Below are 22801 nucleotides of genomic sequence, written 5' to 3'. Positions count from 1 at the left end.
CATGGGACGGCAGACAACCGCGAACTCCCAGTCACGCCGTCTCCGATCGACCAGGTCGGCCGAGCCGGCCGTGGGCCCCACTGGGGACACGGAGGCCGCAGCGAAGAAGACTGCAGCGAAGCCGAGCGCGAAGTCGCCGAACACCGGGACTGTGAAGACCACCAAGGCCGCGAAGGCGTCGTCCCCGAAGACCACCAAGGCCGCGAAGGCGTCGTCCCCGAAGACCACAGCGGGCACGAAGCGGTCAGGGCCGAAGAAGACCACTGCTGCTGCGAAGAGGGCCACGCCGAAGAAGACCACTGCTGCTGCGAAGAGGGCCACGCCGAAGAAGAACGTCGGCACGAGTTCGGCTCGCGACGGCAAACAGACAACGAGCGTGCGCAGCACCCAGACGGCTCACCCTAGGACGCATCCTCGGGCAGGAGCTGCTCGGGCAATGCTGTCCTCGGTGCGCCGTGAGTTCGAGCGAGTCTCTGCCTACCCGCTGACGACCTATTACCTGATTCTGGTTTCCGTCCTCGCGTTGACGTCCCTCGGGCTCGTCATGGTTCTCTCCGCGTCCTCGATCACCTCTTACGATGGAGGAGAAGGATCATCCTTCGCCTACTTCAATAAGCAGGCTGGGTTCGTCGCGGTGGGCATCGTCCTCATGATCGCGGCCTCATTCTTTCCGCTGCACACTTGGCGGAAGCTGTCGTGGTGGACACTGCTGCTCGGCGTTGTCATGCAGGCAGCGGTATTCCTCCCCGGAGTCGGCAAGTCAACGAAGGGCAATGCGAACTGGATCCAGTTCGGAGGGTTCCAGCTCCAACCCTCGGAGTTCCTCAAGATTGCTCTGGCCGTGTGGCTAGGAGCCGTCCTGGCCAGCAAATACGGAAAGATGACGACCTTTGGCCACGCCATGATCCCCGTCGTCCCGGGCATCATCATCGCTGTCGGCCTCGTCGTCGGCGGCAATGACCTCGGCACGGGGTTGGTGCTCATGGCCATGGCCCTCGTATGTCTGTTCATCGGCTTCTTCCCGTGGAAGTACTTCCTCCTGCTCTTCGGCGCTTTGGCTGCTGTCGCCGCGTTCTTCGTCTTCAGTTCTCAGAACCGCCTCCAACGCATCACCGCGGCACTCACCGGTCACGCAGATCAGACCGCATCCGACGTCACCGGCCAGGCTTGGCAGTCCAACCACGGTCTGTTCTCGTTGGCCTCCGGGGGTTGGCTGGGGGTGGGGCTCGGTGCCAGTCGAGAGAAATGGTCCTGGCTGCCCGAAGCCCACAACGACTTCATCTTCGCCATCATCGGCGAGGAGCTCGGCCTGCTCGGGTCGCTCGCCGTGATACTGATGTTCGTCGCCTTGGCCTGCGGGATGGTACGGGTGATACTGCGCTCGAAATCCCGATTCGTCCAGATCGCCACGGCCGGACTCTTCGCCTGGCTGATCGGCCAGGCTGCAATCAACATCGCTGTCGTGACCGGACTACTGCCGGTCATCGGACTGCCCCTGCCCTTCGTGTCCTACGGCGGATCCTCCATCGTCGCATCTCTGATGGCGGTCGGGGTGATTCTGTCCTTTGCCAGAACCGAGGACGGAGCTCGCGCCGCGATCAGAGTGCACAAGGACCGTGTGAGGTCGTCGTTCGCCGTACTGGCCAGAAAGAGAAAGAATTGAGATGACGAGCATTCTCCTCGCCGGTGGAGGAACCACCGGCCATATTTCGCCAATGTTGGCAATCGGCCGTGAGCTGCGTGAGAAGCACCCCGATTGGGACGTCTTCGCCCTCGGCACCGCCGATGGACTCGAAGCCAACATCGTTCCGAAGGCCGGTTTCGAACTCCTCACGATCGACAAGGTCCCCATGCCGCGCTCGATCAGCCCAGCCGCGTTGAAGTTCCCGAAACGCTTCGCCGCCAACATCTCCCACGTCAAGCAGATCATCGCCGAACGCGATGTGAAGGCCGTCGTCGGCGTCGGCGGATACGTCTGCCCACCCGCGTTCATCGCAGCCAAACAGGCGAAGATCCCCCTGCTCGTCCACGAGGCGAATGCGAAGCCCGGAATGGCGAACCGCCTCGGCGCCGCCCTGACGAAACAGGGCATGGTCGGAGTCACCTTCCCCGATACGAAGCTGCGCAATTCCGAACTGGTGGGCATGCCGATGCCGGCCGAGATCTCCACGCTCGACCGCAGCGACTCCGTCCAGCGACAGGCATGGCGGAAGGACCTCGGCCTCAACGACGACAAGCCCGCCCTCGTGGTCACCGGCGGGTCCTCTGGGGCGCAGCGCATCAACGATGCCTTCCTCGCGGCGGCACCGATGTGCCAGGAGAACGATGTGCAGGTCCTGCACATCACTGGAGCCGGCAAGGATGACGCTCTGCGGCAAGCAGCGGCCCAGCTGCCCGACTACCACGTCGTCGACTACGTCGATGGAATGCACAAGGCCTACGCCGTCGCGGACCTGCTTGTGGCACGTTCCGGCGCAGCAACCGTGTCCGAGGCCACCGTCGTCGGAGTTCCCGCGCTCTATGTCCCACTTGCCATCGGCAATGGTGAACAGCGCCTCAACGCCGCCGGCAGCGTCAGGGCCGGCGCCTCACTGCTCGTCGACAATGCGGACTTCACCCCGTCAACCGTGACCGAACAGATCCTGCCCCTGGTGACCGACCACGCTCGCTTGGCCGCCATGAGCAAGGCAGCCCTTGAGCTGCACTATCCGACCAACGCCGCCAGCACCATGGCCACCATCGTCACTCGCGCTCTGAGAGGTTGAACATGAGCACAGCTGAAATCGTCCCCGCCACAGAACTGGGCGCCGTCCACTTCATCGGAATCGGCGGTTCGGGCATGTCCGGGATCGCACGGATCATGGTCATGAACGGCGTCACCGTCTCCGGCTCCGACGCAAAGGAGTCAGCGGTCGTCGAGGTGCTGCGCACACTGGGCGCGAGAGTCGAGATCGGACACTCGGAGGACAACCTCGGCGAGGCAGATACCCTCGTCATCTCCTCAGCCATCCGCAAAGACAATCCCGAGCTCGTCGCAGCCGAAGGCAAGGGCCTGCGGATCCTCCACCGCTCAGGTGCACTGGCATCGTTGATGGCCGACAAACGCGCTGTGGCGGTGGCCGGGACCCATGGCAAGACCACCACGACGTCCATGACGACCGTGGCGCTGCAGGCCTGCGGGCTCGATCCCTCGTTCGTCATCGGGGGAGTGCTGTCCACGACAGGCACCAACGCCCATCTGGGCACCGGCGACGTCTTCGTCGCAGAAGCCGACGAATCGGACGGCTCGTTCCTGCTCTACGAACCCACGATCGGCATCCTCACCAACGTCGAAGCGGACCACCTGGACTACTACGGGACCCCGGAGAAGGTGCGAGAGGCGTTCGTCGAATTCTGTGCTGGCATCGGTGCCGACGGCGGCACCGTCATCGCCTGCGCCGATGACCCAGGTTCGCTCGATGTTGCCCAGCAGGCACGGGCGCAGGGAACTTCCGTCATCCTCTACGGCGCCTCCGAAGCCGCGGAAATCCGCCTCCGCGAACTCCAATCGGGCCTGGTCTCCGAATTCGTTCTCGACGTCCCAGGACTAGCAGATCCATTGCCAGTCGCGCTGAGACAGCCGGGTACCCACAACGCGCTCAACGCGACGGCGGCTATCGCCGTCGCCCACAGCCTCGGCGCTGATGTGGCCAAGGCAGCCAGCGGACTCGGAAACTACGGAGGCACTCGGCGACGCTTCGAAGAACGCGGAATCGCGGCCGGTGTGCGCGTCATCGACGACTACGCTCACCATCCGACTGAGCTGCGAGCGGTGCTCAGCGCCGCTCGCGGTGTTGTCACCGAAGAGGGCAGGGTGTGGGCGATCTTCCAACCGCATCTCTACTCGCGCACGATGGAGTTCCGGTCCGAATTCGGCGAAGCCCTCGGGCTCGCCGACGAAGTCGTCGTCCTGGACGTCTTCCCAGCCAGGGAGGACCCGGTTCCGGGCGTCACCGGTGCGCTGATCGCCGATCGCGTCCCACATGAGAACGTGACCTTCGTCGAATCATTCAACGAAGCGGTGCCGTACGTCGCAGCGCGTGTGCGCCCCGGCGACCTTGTACTCACCCTCGGTGCCGGGGATGTGACGATCCTCGGCCCTGAGCTGCTCACTGCTCTGGAGGCCTGAACACCGTGGCGCCCCTTCCCGAACCGCGCATCGGTGACAACTCGACTGCAGACCTCACCGGGGTCATCCGAGCACGTCGGAACCAGGTCTGGCGCCAGCGTCTCGTGCTCATCGGGGCAATCGCGGCGGTGCTCGTCATCGCAGCCGTGCTCTGGCTCTCGCCGCTGATGGCCCTCGATAAGGTCAGCGTCAAAGGCAGTGAGCTGGTCGACCACGAACAGGTCTCGCAATCAGTGCTCGAAACCGACGGCGGCACACCGCTGCCCCGGGTGAGCCCCGGCACGGTGGAGAAGAAGGTCCTCAAAGAATTTCCCCGGGCGAAGGAAGCCTCGGTGCACTATTCGGGGCCACGGAGCCTGAGCATCGAGATCACCGACAGGGACCCGGTCCTGGCGATCACAACGACCGGCGGATTCAAGCTCTTCGACGATGAAGCCGTCAATCTGGGCACCGTCAAGAAGGCACCCAAGAGCGTGACCGTTCTCGAAGAGTCCGACGGCGCACCAGACCAGAAGACCGTGGCCGCAGTGATCCGCTTCATGGCAGAACTCCGGCCACAGCTGCGCTCCGACCTGGCCTCGATCCACGCCAAGGACGAGAACAACCTCGCAGGAGTCATCGACACCGGAAATGCGAAGGCGAAGGTGGTCTTCGGCGACAGCACAAGCGCAAGCCTGAAGATGCGCACCGCCCTGCAGCTGGCCGCCGATGGCCGCACCGATCTCGACGTCTCCGTCCCCTCGGTACCCGTCACCAACTGAAAACCCGAGAAACCAGCCAGTTGACCGGCATTGCCGCCGACACACCGGGTCTGAAGTTTGGCCGATGTCCGACACTCCGGCGAGAATGGTTGCAGTGGTGTTGCCCCGGACAATAGCCTCAGGGCAAAGAAGACTTTTCGAATTTGCACGCAGATGATGCGTGGACGATGCGCCGAAAGAGGAACCGACTTGGCTGAATTCCCACAATCCGGAGCGGATATCAAAGTTGCCGGTACCGGCGGCGGCGGTGTCAACGCTGTTCAGAGGATGATCGACGTCGGACTGCGTGGCGTGGAGTTCATCGCGATCAACACCGATGCCCAAGCGCTCGTGCTTTCGGACGCCGATGTGAAGCTGGAGATCGGACGCGATCAGACCCGCGGACTTGGTGCCGGCGCTGATCCGGAGATCGGCCGCAAGGCCGCAGACTCCAGCGAAGAAGCCATCCGCGACGCTCTTGAGGGCGCCGATATGGTCTTCGTCACCGCCGGTGAAGGCGGAGGAACAGGCACAGGTGCGGCTCCGGTCGTCGCTCGTGTCGCACGTTCTCTTGGCGCACTGACGATCGGCGTTGTCACCCGCCCATTCACCTTCGAGGGACGCCGTCGTTCCGCGCAGGCTGAGGCCGGCATCGCCGCGCTTCGCGAAGAGGTCGACACCCTCATCGTCATCCCCAACGACCGACTGCTCTCCATCTCGGACCGCAGCGTCTCCGTCGTCGACGCGTTCCGTTCGGCTGATGAGGTGCTGCGATCGGGTGTCCAGGGCATCACCGACCTCATCTCCGTTCCCGGCCTGATCAACCTCGACTTCGCCGACGTGAAGTCCGTGATGCAGGATGCCGGCACGGCGCTCATGGGCATCGGAGCAGCCACCGGGGATGATCGTGCCGTTCAGGCGGCTGAGTCCGCCATCGCCTCACCTCTGCTCGAAGCCAGCATCGACGGCGCCCATGGCGTGCTGTTCTGCATCCAGGGCGGTGCCGACCTCGGCCTGTTCGAAGTCAACGAAGCAGCCCGACTGGTGCAGGAAGCCGCGCATCCCGAAGCCAACATCATCTTCGGTGCAGTCATCGACGACAACATCGGCGACGAATGCCGCGTCACCGTGATCGCCGCCGGCTTCGACAACACGGTCGCAGGCCAGGACTCGGCCCCAGCCGAGGCTGCTGTCCCTGCCTCGATTCCGATGGCGACGAGCCCGGCAGAAGTCGAACCAGCGCCACCCGAACAGGCTGAACCGGCACCGGACGACGAGCCTGAACCTCGCAGCGACGAGCACAAGATTCCGGCGTCCCTGCCCAATGAGCGCAGCACCTCGAGCCTCGACAACGACCTCGATATCCCAGATTTCCTGAAGTAATAAGATGTTGCACTCGAGATTCGTCGTTCCCGGAAGGCTGAACGCACATGTTGCGTTCACCGACCGGCACGGCGGCTACTCGAGAGGCGACCTGTCATCGTTCAACCTCGCCCGCCACGTCGGGGACGATGATGAGCTCGTCGCCGCCAACCGGGCCGCTCTGGCTCAGGTGCTCGGGCTGAGTGGCGAGCGGCTGAACTTCGTGTCCCAGGTTCATGGAACCGATGTGCACATCATCGATTCGCCGGAACAGCTGCGCGAGGATCCTGCGACAGCCGACGCTCAGGTCACGACCCGCGCCGGTATCGGACTTGCCATCATGGTCGCAGACTGCACTCCGATCATGCTTGCGGACCCCGAGGCTGGTGTCATCGGCGCGATTCACGCCGGCCGGCCTGGAATGACATCAGGCGTCGTGCCGGAGACGATCACCCGAATGCAGGATCTGGGTGCCACGGACATCCACGCGATCATCGGACCATCAGTGTGCCCACGCTGCTACGAAGTTCCCGCCGGACTGCGGGACGAGGTCGCCGCAGTCGAACCTGTGGCCGCCTCCGTGTCTGTCACAGGAACCCCGGCGATCGACGTCGCGGGGGCGGTGGCTGAACAGCTGCGTCGTGCAGGTGTGAGCATCGACCATTTCTCACGAACCTGCACACGGGAATCCGAGGATCTGTTCTCCTACCGCAGACAGCACAGTACCGGCCGATTCGCAGGCGTGGTCTGGCTCCAGGAAGAAAACCCGACGACACACCCATGAGACTCACCCGCCAGGCTGGTCTGTTGAGATAGTTTGGCGGCAGGCGAGGAAGTGCCGAAGGCCGAGGAGTGGAAAAATGTCAGCAATCAAGAAGACGCTGGAATACCTGGGTTTCGTCGAAGAAGAGGACGAGCCCATCGAACGTCGGGACCGTGAGGTCATCGACACCTACGAAGAGCCCGTCGAAGACTACGTCGAGGACGAGGAACGGCCCCCTGCCCAAGTGACGCCGATCCATCCGACACCGATACGTCCAGTTGACTCTCCCGCGCCAGGAATCTCCATGAATCGCATCAAGACCATCCATCCCCGCAGCTATAACGACGCTATGGTGATCGGTGCCGCGTTCCGTGAGGGAACACCGGTGATCATGAACCTGTCCGAGATGGACGAGAACAACTCGAAGCGCCTCGTCGACTTCTCAGCTGGACTGATCTTCGGTCTGCACGGTTCCATCGAGCGCGTGACGAACAAGGTGTTTCTTCTCACGCCTGAGAACATCGAAGTCAGCGGAGAGAACGAGTCGGATCCGGACACTCAGGCGAGTTTCTTCAACCAGAGTTGAGCTGTTCGACCACCGGTTGACGACGCTCTTATCTCATCCTCAGCTCCGACGTATAAGCTGTGGATCGACAGCTAAGCATCAAAGAAAGGCACGAGGAAACACGTGGCCATCATCTTCTACATCCTCGGCACGGCACTCAGTCTTTACGTCTATGTTCTCCTGGCACGAGTGGTCCTCGACCTCGTTCAGGTATTCTCCCGCGAGTGGAAGCCAGCCGGCTTCTTCCTTGTGCTGGCGGAGATCGTGTACACATTGACCGATCCGCCCCTGCGTCTGCTGCGCAAGGTGATTCCACCCTTGCGGTTGGGTCAGATCTCACTGGATCTGGGCTTCATCGTGCTCCTGATCGGTATTCAGATACTGGCATCGGTGCTGTTCAACTTCTCCAGGGTGAGCGTCTGACATCAGCGGTTCGGACGACGGACGGCGACGTGTTACCAGTTCGTTACGCGAATGATGCACACGTTACTGTGAGAATCGTGAGCTGGTGCCCAGTTCGCTGAACAGTTCCGAGTGTTGCTAGGCTCGATTATTACAACTTCGTCATATGAAAATTGCGACACGGCTTTTCTGCAGGACAAAACTGCAGGTGTTACGCTAATGTGACGTTGAAGCCGTCTTAATGGCGGCAGCGTAATGAATGTAGATCGACCAAAGGTGACCTCATGGCGCTCACGCCTGAAGACGTAGTAAACAAGCGGTTCCAGCATGTGAAGTTCCGCGACGGGTACGACCAGGATGAAGTCGACGATTTCCTCGATGAGGTTGTCGTAGAGATCCGCCGTCTCTACCAGGAGAACGACGAACTTCGTCAGAAGCTCTCCACTGCCGAACAGCGCGTCAAGGAACTCGACGCCGGCGGGGCATCTGCTGCACCTGCTCAAGACATCGATGCCACTCAGGCTATGCCTGCTGCGGTGCCAGCTCCCTCTTCGCGGAACAACGCCGATGCGCCGAAGCAGGGCCAGACTCCTGCCGCACCTGCAGTCAGGGAAGCATCGCCTGCTTCGCAGACCCCTCCTGCGAACCAATCAGCTCCAGCCGTCAACGGCGCTGCACCTGCAGCGGCAGGCACTGCCGCAGGTCTGGGCCTCGGATCGAGCTTGGGCAGCGGAGATGGCGACGCGCACGGACTCATCGCTCTTGCTCAACGCGTCCACGACGAGCACGTGGCAGAGGGCGAACGCCGTCGCGATGAGCTCATCAAGAGTGCCGAGACCGAAGCCAAGGACATCGTCGGCAAGGCCGAGACCAAGCGTGACGAGACCCTGTCGACTCTTGAGACTCAGAAGTCGACCCTCGAGCGTTCGATCGACCAGCTGTCGAACTTCGAACGTCAGTACCGTACGCGTCTGAAGAGCTACCTCAACGATCAGCTGCGCGACCTCGAGAACTCAACCAGTCTGGCACCGGAGACCCTGGACGGGAACTCCTTCGGTTCGTCGTCGAATCACAAACTCTGATTCGTCACAGCAGACACGCAAGGTCCGGGAACTCAATGGAGATCCCGGGCCTTGTTCGTGCCCTCATGAGTTGGACCAAAGCTTCGGAGCCGGCGCCCTCGTGCCCTCAGACAGTGAGTTAGAATGAGCCAAATGAACGATGATGCCACTGAGACGAGACCCCGGCGGCGCAGAATGCTCGGGACGTTGTTCGGCATAGCCGTTCTCGTCCTCGCGGTGGACCAGTTCACCAAGCTCCTCGCAGTCACATTCCTTGAAGGTCAGGAGCCGATCTCAGTCATCGGCACACTGGCGGGCCTCAATTTCTACCGGAACCCTGGGGCGGCGCTGGGACTCGGTTCCGGAGTGACCTGGATCTTCCCCCTGATCGCGATCATCGTGTTCGCAGGCATCATCATGCTGTCGAGGAAGTTGGGTTCGGTGGCGTGGGCTATCGGACTGGGACTGCTCCTGGGCGGACTGTTCGGCAACCTCGTGGATCGGCTGTTCCGTCAGCCCGGCTTCCTCCACGGAGCCGTCGTCGATTTCATCGACCTATCGTTTTTCATCTGCAATGTCGCTGACATTGCGATATCCGCAGCGGCAGTCACCCTTGTGGTGGCAAGCCTCAAAGGCATCGAACTGGACGGATCGGACTCGAAGCACCCGAGCACGGTCGGAGAGGACACACATGGCTGAACGCTCGATCCTGGTACCCGAGGGCTTAGAAGGCCAGCGGGTGGACTCGGCGCTGTCGAAGCTGCTGGGGCTCTCCCGCACTGCAGCCGCCGACATCTGCGCAGAAGGGGGCGTGCAGCTGTCGGGACAGATCGTGGCAAAATCAGACCGCGTCGAAGCCGGTGCACGCCTGGACATCATGATGCCCGAGCCTCCACGTCCTTTGGAGGTCGTGCCAGATCCGGTCCCGGGGATGACGATCGTCCATGACGAGGATTCCTTCGTCGTCGTCGACAAACCTGTCGGCGTCGCGGCACACCCAGCGCTGGGATGGAAGGGGCGCACCGTCGTCGGCGGGCTCGCGGCCGCCGGTTTCAGGATTGCCACTTCGGGTGCGCCCGAGCGGCAGGGGATCGTGCAGCGTCTCGACGTGGGTACCTCGGGCCTGATGGTCATCGCGAAGAGCGAGTACGCCTACAGCGTGCTCAAGCGCGCGTTCAAGGAACGCACCGTGGAGAAGACCTATCACGCGGTTGTCCAGGGACTGCCGGACCCGGTGCTCGGAACGATCGACGCACCCATCGCTCGCAACCCGCGACACGACGGCCTCTATGCCGTCCACAGCGGAGGAAAAAACGCGATCACCCACTACGAGGTCCTCGAAGCACATCGTCGGGCCTCCCTGGTGGAGGTTCATCTCGAAACCGGACGCACTCACCAGATTCGCGTTCATTTCTCCGCCCTCAAGCGTCCCTGCGTCGGTGATCTTCCCTACGGAGCCGACCCGGGCCTGGCGAAGGAACTGCGCCTGGAACGTCAGTGGCTGCACGCTGTCAAACTCGGATTCCATCACCCTGAATCGAACGAATGGGTCGAATTCGAGAGCGGATACCCTGATGACCTGCAGTATGCGATCGATCGCATCCGCACACCCTGAACGCGAGCCAGGTGAGTGCACCGAACACCGCAGCATCTCCTTGCTGACCGTTTCCTTTTCGGACACCGAGGTGGTGGCGCCGGCCCTGTCGGGCGAGTCTCCGGCGGCTGATCTGCGAGTCGCCGATGGTCTGATCTGCGGGTCGCCGATGGTCTAAGCTGGTGGTCGCAACACCGGTCATATCAGAGGGAAGGCTGCCAGTGCCGAAAGACGATTTCGTCCATCTTCACGTCCACACCGAATACTCCATGTTGGACGGAGCAGCCCGACTCACGGACCTGATGGCCGCGACGAAGGCCTCGGGAATGTCGGCGATCGCGACCACGGACCATGGCTACCTGTTCGGTGCCTTCGACTTCTGGTCGCAGGCGACCGCCGCCGGCATCAAGCCCATCATCGGAGTCGAAGCCTATGTCACCCCGGGCACGGACCGGCGGGACAAGACGAGGGTGAAATGGCGCACCGATGAGTCGCAGAAGCGCGATGACCTCTCAGGCGGCGGTGCCTACACCCACATGACGCTGCTTTCACGGAACAACACCGGCATGCGCAATCTGTTCAAGGCCTCATCATTCGCCTCTCTCGATTCGGTGTTCAGCAAATGGCCGCGCATCGACCAGGAGCTGCTGGAAACCTATTCCGAAGGGCTGCTCGCGACCACAGGCTGCCCGTCGGGAGAGATCCAGGTACGGTTGCGACTGGGACAGTATGAAGAAGCCAAGGCCGCGGCCGGCAAGTACCGTGAGATGTTTGGCAAGGACAACTACTATGTCGAGCTCATGGACCACGGCCTCTCCATCGAAAAGCGAGTGACCAAGGACCTGATCCGTCTGTCGAAGGAGATGGACATTCCGCTGGTCGCGACCAATGACCTGCACTATACGCATGAGTCTGATGCCAAGGCGCACGAGGCGCTGCTGGCCATTCAGTCCGGGTCGAAACTCATCGAACCCACCTACGACCAGGGCGGTTCGCGCTTCGCCTTCTCCGGTTCCGGCTACTACCTCAAGTCGGGTGCGGAGATGCGGGCGCTGTTCTCCGAATTCCCAGAAGCCTGCGACAACACGCTCGAGATCGCTGAGAAATGCGAAGTCTCCTTCGACACCTCTGCGAACTACATGCCGAAGTTCCCCTGCCCGCCCGGAGAGGACGAGACTTCCTGGCTGGTCAAAGAGGTCCAGACCGGGCTCGAATATCGGTACCCGGGAGGAATTCCCGACGATGTGCGCAAACAGGCAGACTACGAACTCGACGTCATCATCTCGATGGGCTTCCCCGGCTACTTCCTCGTCGTCGCGGACTTCATCAACTGGTCGAAGGACAACGGCATCCGGGTCGGACCTGGACGTGGCTCAGGTGCCGGTTCCATGGTCGCCTATGCAATGCGCATCACCGATCTGGACCCGCTCAAACACGGACTGTTCTTCGAGCGGTTCCTCAACCCCGACCGTGTCTCCATGCCCGACTTCGACGTCGACTTCGATGATCGTCGCCGTGGCGAGGTCATCGACTATGTGACCAGAAAATACGGCGACGAACGTGTCGCGATGATCGTCACCTACGGCACGATCAAGACGAAGATGGCGCTCAAGGACTCCGCCCGAGTCCTCGGCAAGCCGTTCTCGATGGGCGAGCGCCTGACCAAGGCCCTGCCTCCGGCCGAGATGGCCAAGGATATTCCGCTGGCCGATATCGAGAACACAGAATCCAAGCGCTATAACGAGGCGGGGGAATTCCGAGCATTCGTCGACTCGGACCCCGATGCACGGGAGACCTTTGAAACCGCGAAAGGCATCGAAGGTCTGAAACGGCAGTGGGGCGTCCACGCTGCCGGTGTCATCATGTCCTCGGATCCGATCATCGATGTCATTCCGATCATGCGCCGGTTCCAGGACGGCCAGGTCATCACGCAGTTCGACTACCCCACTTCTGAGGGTCTCGGACTGATCAAGATGGACTTCCTGGGTCTGCGAAACCTCACGATCATCTCCGACGCTGTGGAGAACATCAAGGCGAACCGTGATTACGATCTTGATCTGGAGCACCTGGATCTCGACGATCGCGGGGCCTACGATCTTCTCTCCCGTGGCGATACCCTCGGTGTGTTCCAGCTCGACGGCGGCGGGCTGCGCGCCCTGCTGCGGCTGATGAAGCCGGACAACTTCGAAGACATCTCCGCGACGATTGCGCTCTACCGGCCGGGCCCGATGGGTGCCGACTCCCACACGAACTTCGCACTTCGCAAGAACGGGCTGCAGGAAGTCACACCGATCCACCCGGAGCTCGAAGAGCCACTCGAGGACATCCTCGGCACCACCTACGGACTTATCATCTACCAAGAGCAGGTGATGGCGATCGCGCAGAAGGTCGCCGGATACTCGCTGGGTCAAGCAGACATCCTGCGTCGAGCGATGGGTAAGAAGAAGAAGTCCGAGCTGGACAAACAGCAGGTGGGCTTCTTCGGAGGGATGAAGGAACGCGGCTACTCCGAGCCGGCAGCGCAGGCACTGTGGGACATTCTGCTGCCCTTCTCCGACTATGCGTTCAACAAGGCGCACTCGGCTGCCTATGGTCTCGTGTCCTACTGGACCGCGTTCCTCAAAGCCCACTACACGGCAGAGTACATGGCAGCCCTGCTCACCTCGGTGGGCGACAACAAGGACAAGCTGGCCATCTATCTCAACGAGTGCCGGCGGTTGGGCATCACCGTGCTGCCTCCGGACGTCAACGATTCGGCTCTGCACTTCACCCCAGTCGGTGAGGACATCCGCTTCGGCATGGGTGCAGTGCGCAACGTCGGTGCCAACGTCGTCGACGGCATCGTCGAAGCACGTGAAGAAAAGGGGGCATTCACCTCGTTCACGGATTTCCTCGACAAGGTGCCCAGCCACGTGTGCAACAAGCGCACGATCGAATCGCTCATCAAAGCAGGCGGCTTCGACTCGCTGGGACAGACCCGGCGATCCCTCGTCGAAGTGCACGAAGAAGCAGTGGATTCGGTCATCGGCGTCAAACGCCAAGAGGCCAATGGGCAGTTCGACCTGTTCGCCGGCCTCGGCGGGGACGACGACGAACCGAGCTTCTCCGTTGCGATTCCCGATCGCCCCGAATGGGAGAAGAAGGAGAAGCTGGCCTTCGAACGCGACATGATCGGCCTCTATGTCTCCGACCACCCCCTCAACGGTCTTGAGGGTGTCCTCGCCGCTGAATCGGAGGCCTCCATCGCCGATGTGGTAGATCCGGAAACTCATCGCCACGACGGTTCCCAGGTGAAGATCTGTGGAATGATCACCCAAGTTGCGCGCAAGGTCTCGAAGAACTCGGGCAAACCGTATGCGATCGTGACCGTGGAGGACCTCGAGGCAGAGGTCGAAGTGATGTTCTTCGGCGACACCTACGAACCCGTGGCGAGCCTGCTGGCCACCGACCTCGTCATCAGCCTGACCGGACGCATCCGACTCTCCGATGATCGACCGACCTCGATGATGGCGATGTCGATGACGATCCCGGACGTCACCGATCCGAAGGACCGACCGCTCAACCTGATGCTGCCGATGGAGAAGGCGACGGAGGAGATGGCATCCAAGCTGCTCCGGGTCCTCGAATCACACAAAGGACAGACCGATGTGCACCTGGTCCTCTCTCAGCCTGGCAGGCAGACGGTGATGCGGCTCGACCGCGCCATCCGCGTCGACCCGAACCCCAGCCTCTACGGTGACCTCAAGGCACTGTTGGGATCTCGGTGCCTGACCGCCTGAGGCAATGCGTGAGCGCCTGCAGCGGAGGCCGAGGCAACCGGCGAAGGGACGGGGACTAGAATGGTGCAGGTGAACATTCTGGACTTCCGCGGTGAGAGACTGAGCAAGAGATTCCTCAAGCAGAGGCTGCCCCGTGCCGCCGACACACATGCCGATATCGAACGACGAGTGGCTGATCTGCTGAGCCAGGTGCAGGCCGAGGGCACTCGTGCCGTGAAGGAATTCACCGCGAGATTCGACTCCGTCAAGCTCGAGACTCTGCGTGTGCCCGTCTCCGAGCTCAAGCGCGCCGAAGACGAACTGGACGCCTCCGTCAAAGCTGCCCTGGTCGAATCGATCTCTCGGGCCAGGAAGGTCGCTGATGACCAGCGCCCGACTGATGTCCGCACAGAACTGGCCTCCGGGGCACACGTCACCACACGGCACCTGCCGATCGAACGGGTCGGACTCTATGTGCCCGGCGGGCTGGCTGTCTATCCATCCACCGTCGTGATGAACGTCGTGCCGGCTCAGGCAGCAGGTGCCGCCTCACTGGCCATCGCCAGCCCACCCCAGAGCAACGGGCTGCCTCACCCCACGGTGCTCGCCACAGCCCACATCCTCGGCGTCGATGAGGTCTGGGCCATGGGCGGTGCCCAGGCCATCGGCGCACTTGCCTACGGCCTTGACGATGAGGAGCAGTTGGAACCCGTCGATCTCATCACGGGCCCTGGCAACGCCTACGTCGCCGCCGCGAAATCACTCGTGCGATCCCAAGTGGGCATCGACGCGGTCGCAGGACCCACCGAGATCATCATCCTCGCCGATGCGAGCGCAGATCCGGCGTTCGTCGCCGCGGACCTCATCAGCCAGGCCGAACACGACGAACTCGCCGCCTCCGTCCTCGTCACCGACTCGACCGAACTGGTTGAACGAGTGCAGGCCCAACTCGCAACCCAGGTCCCCGCTGCGACCCACAAGGAGCGGATCAGCATCGCCCTGGAAGGAAAGCAGTCCGCTATCGTCCTCGTTGATGATCTGGACGCAGGAATCGACGTCGTCAACGGGTACGCCGGAGAGCACGTAGAGGTCCATACCTCGGACGCTCATTCGGTTGCCGCGCGGATCACCAACGGGGGAGCGGTGTTCGTCGGGGACTGGGCACCGGTGTCGCTGGGAGACTACTGTGCAGGGTCGAATCACGTCCTGCCCACGATGGGAACGGCAGCACACGGATCCGGATTGGGCGTGCACTCATTCATCAAGGTCAGCCAGGTCATCGACTATGACCGCTCGGCACTGGCCGAGGTTGCCGACCACATCGAGGTGCTGGCCGACAGCGAACAGCTCCCCGCTCACGGTCGAGCCGTCAGCATCAGGTTCGAGGAGTAGATATGCGTTGTCCGTTCTGTCGTGAATCAGATTCTCGAGTCGTCGATTCGCGGACCAGCGAAGACGGCGCCGCGATCCGTCGCAGGCGTCAATGCCGCCATTGCGGGCGCCGCTTCACAACCATGGAAGCGACCAGTCTGTCGGTGATCAAGCGCTCCGGTGTGACAGAGGAGTTCTCCCGTCAGAAGATCATGTCGGGTGTGCGCAAAGCCTGTCAGGGGCGACCGGTCAACGATGACGATCTGGCGAAGCTGGCGCAGAAGGTCGAAGAGGACATCCGTTCCAAGGGGATTGCTGAGATCGACGCCGACGAGGTGGGTCTGAGCATCCTCGAGCCCCTGCGTGAGCTCGACCAGGTCGCGTACCTGCGGTTCGCCAGCGTCTACCAGGGCTTCGACTCCTTGGAAGATTTTGAGACGGCAATCGACTCACTGCGTGCGGATGCGGCTCTGAAATCGGGGGATGCCAGGCAGGCGACGCCCGAAGATTTCCAGGACTGAGAAAAATCACCCCATAAATCTGTGAGCGGAGTAGTCCAGCGCACCGATTCTTGTGTAACATTGACAGTGCGCGCTTCTGGCGCGCGGCCGCTTGCGGTTCGGAGGGGAAGCCGAACCGTTAAGCGGCCCTTTACTTTCTCCATGAGGATGGAAAGAGCCTGGTCGCAGGCCGAAAATCGGCGCAGATTGAAACAGAGGGCGCATCGGAGATGACTCCGATGCGCCCTCTGTCTGCCTCCTGCCTGTGCAGGGCGACGCAAGTGATGCCGCGCTGCCTCAGTCGGCCATGAGCTCGCTCAGTTCGGTCGCTGCTGCAGCCAGGATCCGCAGCCGGTCCGTGGTTCTTGTCAGTGATACATAGAGTGCGCCGACCCCGTCCTCGTGACCGTCAGGGGCGATCAGACCGGGTTCGACGATGACGACCGAATCGAATTCGAGTCCCTTCGCCTGCTGCGCCGTGATGACTGCGATCTGATGATCGAGGCCGGTGACCGAACGGCCGATGTCGAAGCCGGCAAGCACCTCGGCGACGGAATCGATGAGATCGACGGGCGCGATCACGGCGATCTTCCCGCCTTCCACGGATGCGACCTCATCCGTGACGGTGGGAACGAGGGCATCGACCGCGTCCTGCGACGAAGCGAACGACTGCATGTGCGGGTCGGGGCCGCCCTGCCGGACGGATTCGACGAGTTCGAGCTGCGGGAAATGACGGTGCAGGTAGCGGTTGGCCAGGTCCATCACCGACTGGGGCGTCCGGTAGGACACGGTCAGCACCTGCAGTGCGTAACGGTCCCCGACGAACTCGGACAGGATGGAATTCCACGTCCGGGTGTTGTCCACGTGCGAGGACTGTGCCAGGTCGCCCACGACAGTCGCAGACTTCGACGGAACTCGCCGGAAGAGCACGCGCCACTGCATGGGCGAAAGCTCCTGAGCCTCATCGACGACGAGGTGGCCGTAGGTCCATTCGCGATCGTCGAGCGCCCGCTCTGCCAGGGTGACAGCCGGTCCCTCTTCCTCCCACCTGGCGGCCAGCGTCTCGGCATCGATGAGGGCAGAGGTGTCCGTCATATCGAGGACCGCCTCGGCATACTCACGAGCGGACTCGTCGCGGGCAGCCGTCTGCTGCGGACTGCTGCCGAGCAGTTCCGCGAGTTCGTCGAGGAGAGGAACGTCCTCAACGGTGAGCTCGGCGTTGGGTGGACGAATCAGCGTCTGCTGATCTTCGGGGGAGAGAAGGCGGCTGGCAGCGGCCTGCAGCTTGTGCGGTTTGGACAGCAGGGCACGCAGTGCCGCAGCAGGACTGATCGGGAACCAGGCGAGGTTGAGCGCTCGGCGCACATCCACGCTCGAACGCAGCTCGTCCATCAGCTCCGGCAGTCTCTCACCTGCGCCGTCGAGGCCCATCTCCCGGGCCAGATCTTCTGCGAGTGTCTTGAGCAGACCTGAGACGAAGCCGTTCCGGGCGGCGTTGTGAGCATCCCCGCTGCGACGGGCTCGATCGCGAGCTCCGCGCACGTCGCGGCGGCGCAGCCAGATGGTGTGTGAGCCGACGCGCAGCTCTTCGTCCTGTTCGGGGATCCGCTCGTAGTTCGCGACGTGGTTCTTCAGCACCGCAGCCATCTCGGAGCGGCCCTTGATCACCGCCACATCCGTGTCATCAGTCAGCTCGGTCTCGAGACCTGGATAGAGCTGGCCCGGTGTCAGCAGAAGCGCACCGGTCTCGCCGAGGCTGGGCAGGACCTTCTCGATGTACTTGAGGAACACAGCAGAGGGGCCGACAAGCAACACGCCCGACTTGGCGATCCGCTCCCGGTGTCGATAGAGGAGGAAGGCCGCGCGGTGGAGTGCCACCGCCGTCTTTCCGGTTCCCGGCCCACCCTGAACCACGAGCACACCCTGGAGGGGTTGGCGGATGATGGCATCCTGTTCGGCCTGTATGGTCGCGACGATATCGCCCATTCGACCGGTCCGGTGATTGGTCAGTGCCGCGATCAGCGCACCCTCGCCCTGCAGATTCGACCGGTCGGCATCGTCGAGCGCCTCGATGTCGAGCACATCGTCCTCGAGGTCTGTGACTGTGCGGTTCTTCGTCACCAGGTGGCGGCGCCGGACGACTCCCGCCGGGTTGGCAGCAGTTGACTGGTAGAAGCGCTCCGAAGCCGGAGCGCGCCAGTCGATGAGGATCTGCTGACGGTTGGCGTCGGTGAGTCCGATTCGTCCGATGTAGCTGGGCTCGGCGTCTGACCTGAAATCGAGGCGGCCGAAGCACAGCCCGTCTTCGGCGCTGTTGAGCCGGATCAGCTGGTCCTCATACAGGGTGGCGAACGCATCCCGTTCGCTCCGGTGCTGATGGTTGCCGCCGACTTCGGAGATCCTCACCGTACCCAGCCGGGCAGTTGCCTCATCTCGTAATTCGTCGAGTCGTGCATAGAGCTCGTCAAGCTTGACCTGCTCGACGCGTATTTCTGAAGTCTCGGTCATCTCACCTTCCCAATCGGCATTCCATTATGCCGAACTTTTCTCACGGGGAGTAGTTGGAAGCAATGATTCATGCCAGGTGTGTTCTGTCACAGCCCCAGTCGTGACTTCAGCCCTTGCCCCGTCAGGAACGTGGCCATTGTCGCCGCAGTGCGCAGACTCCTATCGATTTCGTGTACGTGAAGCGGGGAATTGGAGGCGATGACGACCACGTTCCCTCGCCTGCGTCCCTTGAGGATTCCGGGCTCGGCGGCGGCAGCGACGTGGTCGAACGCAGAATCCAGCAGCTCCAGTTCTGCTCTGAGGACGCGGTGGTCGCCAGCATCGGGGACGTTGGCGATATAGACTCCTGAGTCCTTGAGAATGCGCGCACAGGTGGTGAAGAACCCCGAGGTCTGCAGTGCAGTCGGCACCGAGTCATGATCGAAGGCGTCACGGATGAGCACGTCAAGGGTGTCGGGACGAAACTTCTCGGCTTCGACCGCGCCGTCTCCGGCACGCAGAGCCAGACCAGGTGCGCGCGGCAGATCGAACCAGGTGCGTGAGTAGTCGAGGAGCACAGGATCGATGTCGATCGCTGTCTGCTTCGAACCCGGCCGCTGGGCATGGAGGGCCCGGGCAAGTGCACATCCGGCTGCCCCGATGTGGACTGCTCGCAAGGGGCCGGCCGGGAACTGGATATCGATGATCCGTGACATCCAATCCAGATATTCGAAGTCGAGCCGAGTCGGCTCGCTCAGAGTGATCGATGAGGAAGGCACCCCGTTGACATGGAGGACATAGCTGTCGACCTCCCCGTCGACCTTCTCCAGGCGCGCGGTGCCGGTCGAGATGTCGACGACTTGTGAGCCAGGTGCTGTGTATATCCGTCGTTTTGCCACCCCTCACTTGTATGCCAGTTGAGCCGCGGTGGCAATTCTGTGCGACTTCGCTTGGGGAAATCGGCCCACACTCATGTGCGTTTGGGTTGTGGACACCTCAATCGTTTCCACATGTGCACAGCTCACTCTGGTCAATCTGACAGGGCAGGAGCTGAAGTGTTGCTATGGAGACCACAGCGAAGACAGCAGAAGACATCATCGGAATCGTGCCCCACACTCTCGGCTACATTCCACGGGAGAGCCTCGTGGCCGTCATCGTGGGCACCGACGACCACGGTGCCCAGACATGTGCGACGACGCTTCGCGTCGACTTCGACTTGGAGACTGCGGCCCATCTCGTAGCAGAAGGCGGGCAGTGGTACAGCGACCTCATCGCTGGAGCGTGCACGGCGACGGGGGTGTTCCTCGTCCTCTACGACTCGGAGTACCAGAGCGGATTGCCAGTGGCGGCTCTGGCAGGAGCCAGCGGGCACAGCGACGAGTACCCACGCGTCCACCGAGACCTCGTGCGGGCGGCGATCGATGAGATCGCGCTGTCGCTGGGGGACCGAGGCATCGATACGCTGAGCGCATGGTGGGTCAGTGAGGAGCGATTCGGCCGCATCGACGACGATGCGCAGATCAGCACGCTGCTCGAAGCCGCCTCGGCCTCGGCGTGTGCAACGGAACTCGTCGCGGCGGGTTCCTCTCCTGCGGCGTCGCCGCGGGAACTCGTGGTCAGGCCCGTATCAGCAGCAGAATTCGCAGCCAGCCGCAACGGCCAACGAGGCAGCTGGCTGAGCATCGCCGAGGGCTTCGACGTCCTTTCCACCCTCTACCCTCGCCTTGCTCGCCTGAGCGAGGTCGAGGACAGCAACGACCCGGCTGCCCTCGCAGAACTGATGACTCTCCAGACGACCATGGCCGTCGACGCGATCCTCAGCGAAAAATGGTCCCGAGACGCACTCGAAATGATCCTCAGCTTCGATCATCCGAACTTCGCCCCAGCCGACATCGAGAAGTGCGGTCCCGGACAGCTGCATCTTCGCGCGCAGAGGTACGCGAGGTCCCCGCAGGCTGCACAGGACATGGTGGGGCTTTCCACAAGTGCACCTCGCCCCCGTGATGTTCAGTTGGGCATTGAGTTCCTCAAGGCCTATATACCCTTGGGGCATCCCGATGTTCGGGCCACCGCATATGCTGTGATCGCATGGTTCGAATGGTCGTTGGGAGGCTCGACCATGGCAGAGCACTACGCCCAGGCAGGGCTCGAACTCGATGCTGACCATGCGATGGCCACGCTGATCCTCAACGCAGTGGAACAGGGGTATCTCCCACGGTGGCTGATGTCAGCACGCCGAGGCCCCGGATGAGCCCGCCGATACGGTGGCGGCTCTCCGCGAATACCTTGGCGCAGGGACCCGAACCGCCGTCCGGGGCTCAATTCGCAAAGCCGGGAATATCGTGCGAAAATTGGGTGTTGACCCTGTCATAGCATCATGGGCGGACTATGTGTTCCCCACGGGCCAGATACCTGGACCTCTTGACATGGGTCTTAGTAATGTCCTGGTGCATTCGAGAAGTTTCAACGCTCGCGAAAGGTGAACACGTGCCGAGAGTCGACAAGGAATCCACGACGGTGACGGAAAAGTCGGAGGGAACGGCCGCCAATACCTCCACCGCTGGATCCAAGACCACTGCGGCGTCGAAGGGAGCCAAGAAGACGACGAAGACATCGGCTTCAGCGACCGCAGCGGAGACCGGGACCAAGCAGACCACCGCGGCCCGAAAGACGACGACCGCCAAAGTCGCTGCGACGAAATCGACCGCAGCTAAGGTGGCGAAGACCGCCGCCGGTAAGAAGACGGTGACGAAGCCGACCAAGGCCGCGGGGGCGAAGAAGAAGTCCGACGACGTGCTCGAGACGGGCGAGGCAGCCGAGCCGGCAACCGATACTCTCGGCACTGAGCAGAGCCCAGCTGAGGCGACCGAGACGAAGAACTCCGAAGAGAAGGAGAAGAACGCCGCAGTCACAGAGGCTGGCGGCTTCATCGTCTCCGACGCTGACGAAGAAGATGCACCTGCACAGCAGGTCGTCTCTGCGGGAGCGACCGCGGACCCGGTCAAGGACTACCTCAAGCAGATCGGCAAGGTCGCACTGCTCAACGCGGCCGAAGAGGTCGATCTGGCCAAGCGCATCGAGGCCGGAATGTACGCCGAGCACCTGCTCGATGCCGGTGGCATCACCGAACCGCGTGAGTCCATGGACTACAAGTGGATCATCCACGATGGTCGCATTGCCAAGAACCACCTCCTCGAAGCCAACCTGCGCCTCGTCGTCTCATTGGCCAAGCGCTACACCGGCCGTGGAATGCTCTTCCTCGACCTGATCCAGGAAGGCAACCTGGGCCTCATCCGTGCAGTCGAGAAGTTCGACTACACGAAGGGGTTCAAATTCTCGACCTACGCCACGTGGTGGATCCGTCAGGCCATTACGCGTGCCATGGCCGATCAGGCTCGCACCATTCGCATTCCCGTGCACATGGTCGAGGTCATCAACAAGCTTGCCCGTGTCCAGCGTCAGATGCTGCAGGACCTCGGTCGCGAACCGAGTCCGGAAGAGCTCGCCAAGGAACTCGACATGACGCCTGAGCGTGTCGTCGAGGTTCAGAAGTACGGCCGCGAGCCCATCTCACTGCACACACCGCTGGGCGAAGACGGCGACTCGGAGTTCGGTGACCTCATCGAGGACTCCGAAGCGGTCGTGCCGTCAGACTCGGTCAGCTTCACCCTGCTGCAGGAACAGCTGCACTCGGTTCTCGACACCTTGTCCGAACGCGAAGCCGGTGTCGTGTCGATGCGCTTTGGCCTCAACGACGGACAGCCGAAGACACTGGATGAGATCGGCAAGGTCTACGGAGTCACGCGTGAGCGTATCCGCCAGATAGAGTCGAAGACCATGGCGAAGCTGCGGCACCCCTCGCGCTCTCAGGTTCTGCGGGACTACCTCGACTGAGTCAGCTGTCTCCTGCCATGGCTGCGGCCATACGGCATGAGCCCGGTGACGACGATCGCCTGCGGACGCGACTATTCGCGACCGCAGGCGATCTGTCTGTGGCAGGACCTGCTCAGCCGTGGTCGCTCAGGTTCGA

General features: G+C 62.3%; 18 protein-coding genes. 16 read left to right on the top strand and 2 right to left on the bottom strand.

The window, feature by feature from the left end:
* Position 1 precedes the first annotated feature (1 nt).
* The 14 genes from ftsW to nrdR all read left to right on the top strand — a co-directional run bounded on the left by ftsW (position 2) and on the right by nrdR (position 16305).
* Complete coding sequence (ftsW, locus tag JTF07_RS19840) at positions 2-1663, top strand: putative lipid II flippase FtsW (RefSeq protein ID WP_204235887.1); 1662 nt, start codon at positions 2-4, stop codon at positions 1661-1663.
* 1 nt (position 1664) lies between these two features.
* Positions 1665-2765, top strand: a complete 1101-nt coding sequence (locus tag JTF07_RS19835) for a UDP-N-acetylglucosamine--N-acetylmuramyl-(pentapeptide) pyrophosphoryl-undecaprenol N-acetylglucosamine transferase (RefSeq protein WP_204235886.1) — start codon at positions 1665-1667, stop codon at positions 2763-2765.
* A gap of 2 nt (positions 2766-2767) precedes the next feature.
* Positions 2768-4168 carry a UDP-N-acetylmuramate--L-alanine ligase gene (gene murC, locus JTF07_RS19830; protein WP_204235885.1) on the top strand — a complete coding sequence of 467 codons (1401 nt, stop codon included), beginning with the start codon at positions 2768-2770 and terminating at the stop codon, positions 4166-4168.
* A 5-nt stretch (positions 4169-4173) separates the two neighbouring features.
* Positions 4174-4929, top strand: coding sequence for a cell division protein FtsQ/DivIB (locus JTF07_RS19825; RefSeq protein WP_204235884.1), 756 nt, complete (start codon positions 4174-4176; stop codon positions 4927-4929).
* A 189-nt stretch (positions 4930-5118) separates the two neighbouring features.
* Positions 5119-6291 carry a cell division protein FtsZ gene (gene ftsZ / locus JTF07_RS19820; RefSeq protein WP_204235883.1) on the top strand — a complete coding sequence of 391 codons (1173 nt, stop codon included), beginning with the start codon at positions 5119-5121 and terminating at the stop codon, positions 6289-6291.
* Positions 6292-6295: 4 nt separating this feature from the next.
* The gene (pgeF, locus tag JTF07_RS19815) at positions 6296-7054 is read left to right on the top strand and encodes a peptidoglycan editing factor PgeF (RefSeq protein WP_204235882.1); all 759 of its coding nucleotides are present in this window, start codon (positions 6296-6298) and stop codon (positions 7052-7054) included.
* Positions 7055-7130: 76 nt separating this feature from the next.
* Positions 7131-7619, top strand: a complete 489-nt coding sequence (locus JTF07_RS19810; RefSeq protein WP_143923776.1) for a cell division protein SepF — start codon at positions 7131-7133, stop codon at positions 7617-7619.
* Between the two features lie 102 nt (positions 7620-7721).
* Entirely contained in the window at positions 7722-8021 is a 300-nt protein-coding gene (locus JTF07_RS19805) for a YggT family protein (protein ID WP_204235881.1), read from the top strand.
* Positions 8022-8284: 263 nt separating this feature from the next.
* Positions 8285-9082: a DivIVA domain-containing protein gene (locus JTF07_RS19800; RefSeq protein WP_204235880.1), complete on the top strand. Its 798-nt coding sequence runs from the start codon at positions 8285-8287 to the stop codon at positions 9080-9082.
* Positions 9083-9214: 132 nt separating this feature from the next.
* A complete protein-coding gene (locus JTF07_RS19795) occupies positions 9215-9760 on the top strand; it encodes a signal peptidase II (protein WP_204235879.1) in 546 nt (181 codons plus the stop codon).
* Positions 9753-10676 (top strand): RluA family pseudouridine synthase, encoded by a 924-nt coding sequence (locus JTF07_RS19790; protein WP_204235878.1) that lies wholly within the window; start codon positions 9753-9755, stop codon positions 10674-10676. Before JTF07_RS19795 ends, JTF07_RS19790 begins: the two co-directional genes overlap by 8 nt.
* 248 nt (positions 10677-10924) lie before the next feature.
* Positions 10925-14434: a DNA polymerase III subunit alpha gene (dnaE, locus tag JTF07_RS19785; RefSeq protein ID WP_252199975.1), complete on the top strand. Its 3510-nt coding sequence runs from the start codon at positions 10925-10927 to the stop codon at positions 14432-14434.
* A gap of 60 nt (positions 14435-14494) precedes the next feature.
* Positions 14495-15805, top strand: a complete 1311-nt coding sequence (gene hisD / locus JTF07_RS19780) for a histidinol dehydrogenase (RefSeq protein ID WP_204235876.1) — start codon at positions 14495-14497, stop codon at positions 15803-15805.
* A gap of 2 nt (positions 15806-15807) precedes the next feature.
* Entirely contained in the window at positions 15808-16305 is a 498-nt protein-coding gene (nrdR, locus tag JTF07_RS19775; protein ID WP_198396392.1) for a transcriptional regulator NrdR, read from the top strand.
* A gap of 276 nt (positions 16306-16581) precedes the next feature.
* Here nrdR and JTF07_RS19770 read toward each other — a convergent pair whose 3' ends face one another.
* Positions 16582-18792 (bottom strand): HelD family protein, encoded by a 2211-nt coding sequence (locus JTF07_RS19770; protein WP_204235875.1) that lies wholly within the window; start codon positions 18790-18792, stop codon positions 16582-16584.
* A gap of 86 nt (positions 18793-18878) precedes the next feature.
* Positions 18879-19670: a spermidine synthase gene (locus JTF07_RS19765; RefSeq protein ID WP_204235874.1), complete on the bottom strand. Its 792-nt coding sequence runs from the start codon at positions 19668-19670 to the stop codon at positions 18879-18881.
* Between the two features lie 164 nt (positions 19671-19834).
* Between JTF07_RS19765 and JTF07_RS19760 the strand changes: the two genes are divergently transcribed.
* A complete protein-coding gene (locus tag JTF07_RS19760) occupies positions 19835-21022 on the top strand; it encodes a DUF4192 family protein (RefSeq protein WP_204235873.1) in 1188 nt (395 codons plus the stop codon).
* 236 nt (positions 21023-21258) lie between these two features.
* A complete protein-coding gene (locus JTF07_RS19755; RefSeq protein ID WP_204235872.1) occupies positions 21259-22665 on the top strand; it encodes an RNA polymerase sigma factor in 1407 nt (468 codons plus the stop codon).
* Positions 22666-22801: the final 136 nt, after the last annotated feature.

This window comes from Brevibacterium sp. RIT 803 (assembly GCF_016892625.1).
In the GTDB taxonomy this organism is placed as follows: Bacteria; Actinomycetota; Actinomycetes; order Actinomycetales; family Brevibacteriaceae; genus Brevibacterium.
This window is presented reverse-complemented; position numbering and strand designations above follow the sequence as displayed.

Bases quoted from the DNA above. Each gene is read 5' to 3' on its own strand.
- ftsW (WP_204235887.1), top strand. From the start codon at position 2: ATGGGACGGCAGACAACCGCGAACTCCCAGTCACGCCGTCTCCGATCG.
- JTF07_RS19835 (WP_204235886.1), top strand. From the start codon at position 1,665: ATGACGAGCATTCTCCTCGCCGGTGGAGGAACCACCGGCCATATTTCG.
- murC (WP_204235885.1), top strand. From the start codon at position 2,768: ATGAGCACAGCTGAAATCGTCCCCGCCACAGAACTGGGCGCCGTCCAC.
- pgeF (WP_204235882.1), top strand. From the start codon at position 6,296: ATGTTGCACTCGAGATTCGTCGTTCCCGGAAGGCTGAACGCACATGTT.
- JTF07_RS19810 (WP_143923776.1), top strand. From the start codon at position 7,131: ATGTCAGCAATCAAGAAGACGCTGGAATACCTGGGTTTCGTCGAAGAA.
- JTF07_RS19800 (WP_204235880.1), top strand. From the start codon at position 8,285: ATGGCGCTCACGCCTGAAGACGTAGTAAACAAGCGGTTCCAGCATGTG.
- JTF07_RS19795 (WP_204235879.1), top strand. From the start codon at position 9,215: ATGAACGATGATGCCACTGAGACGAGACCCCGGCGGCGCAGAATGCTC.
- JTF07_RS19790 (WP_204235878.1), top strand. From the start codon at position 9,753: ATGGCTGAACGCTCGATCCTGGTACCCGAGGGCTTAGAAGGCCAGCGG.
- dnaE (WP_252199975.1), top strand. From the start codon at position 10,925: ATGTTGGACGGAGCAGCCCGACTCACGGACCTGATGGCCGCGACGAAG.
- hisD (WP_204235876.1), top strand. From the start codon at position 14,495: ATGGTGCAGGTGAACATTCTGGACTTCCGCGGTGAGAGACTGAGCAAG.
- nrdR (WP_198396392.1), top strand. From the start codon at position 15,808: ATGCGTTGTCCGTTCTGTCGTGAATCAGATTCTCGAGTCGTCGATTCG.
- JTF07_RS19770 (WP_204235875.1), bottom strand. From the start codon at position 18,792: ATGACCGAGACTTCAGAAATACGCGTCGAGCAGGTCAAGCTTGACGAG.
- JTF07_RS19760 (WP_204235873.1), top strand. From the start codon at position 19,835: ATGGAGACCACAGCGAAGACAGCAGAAGACATCATCGGAATCGTGCCC.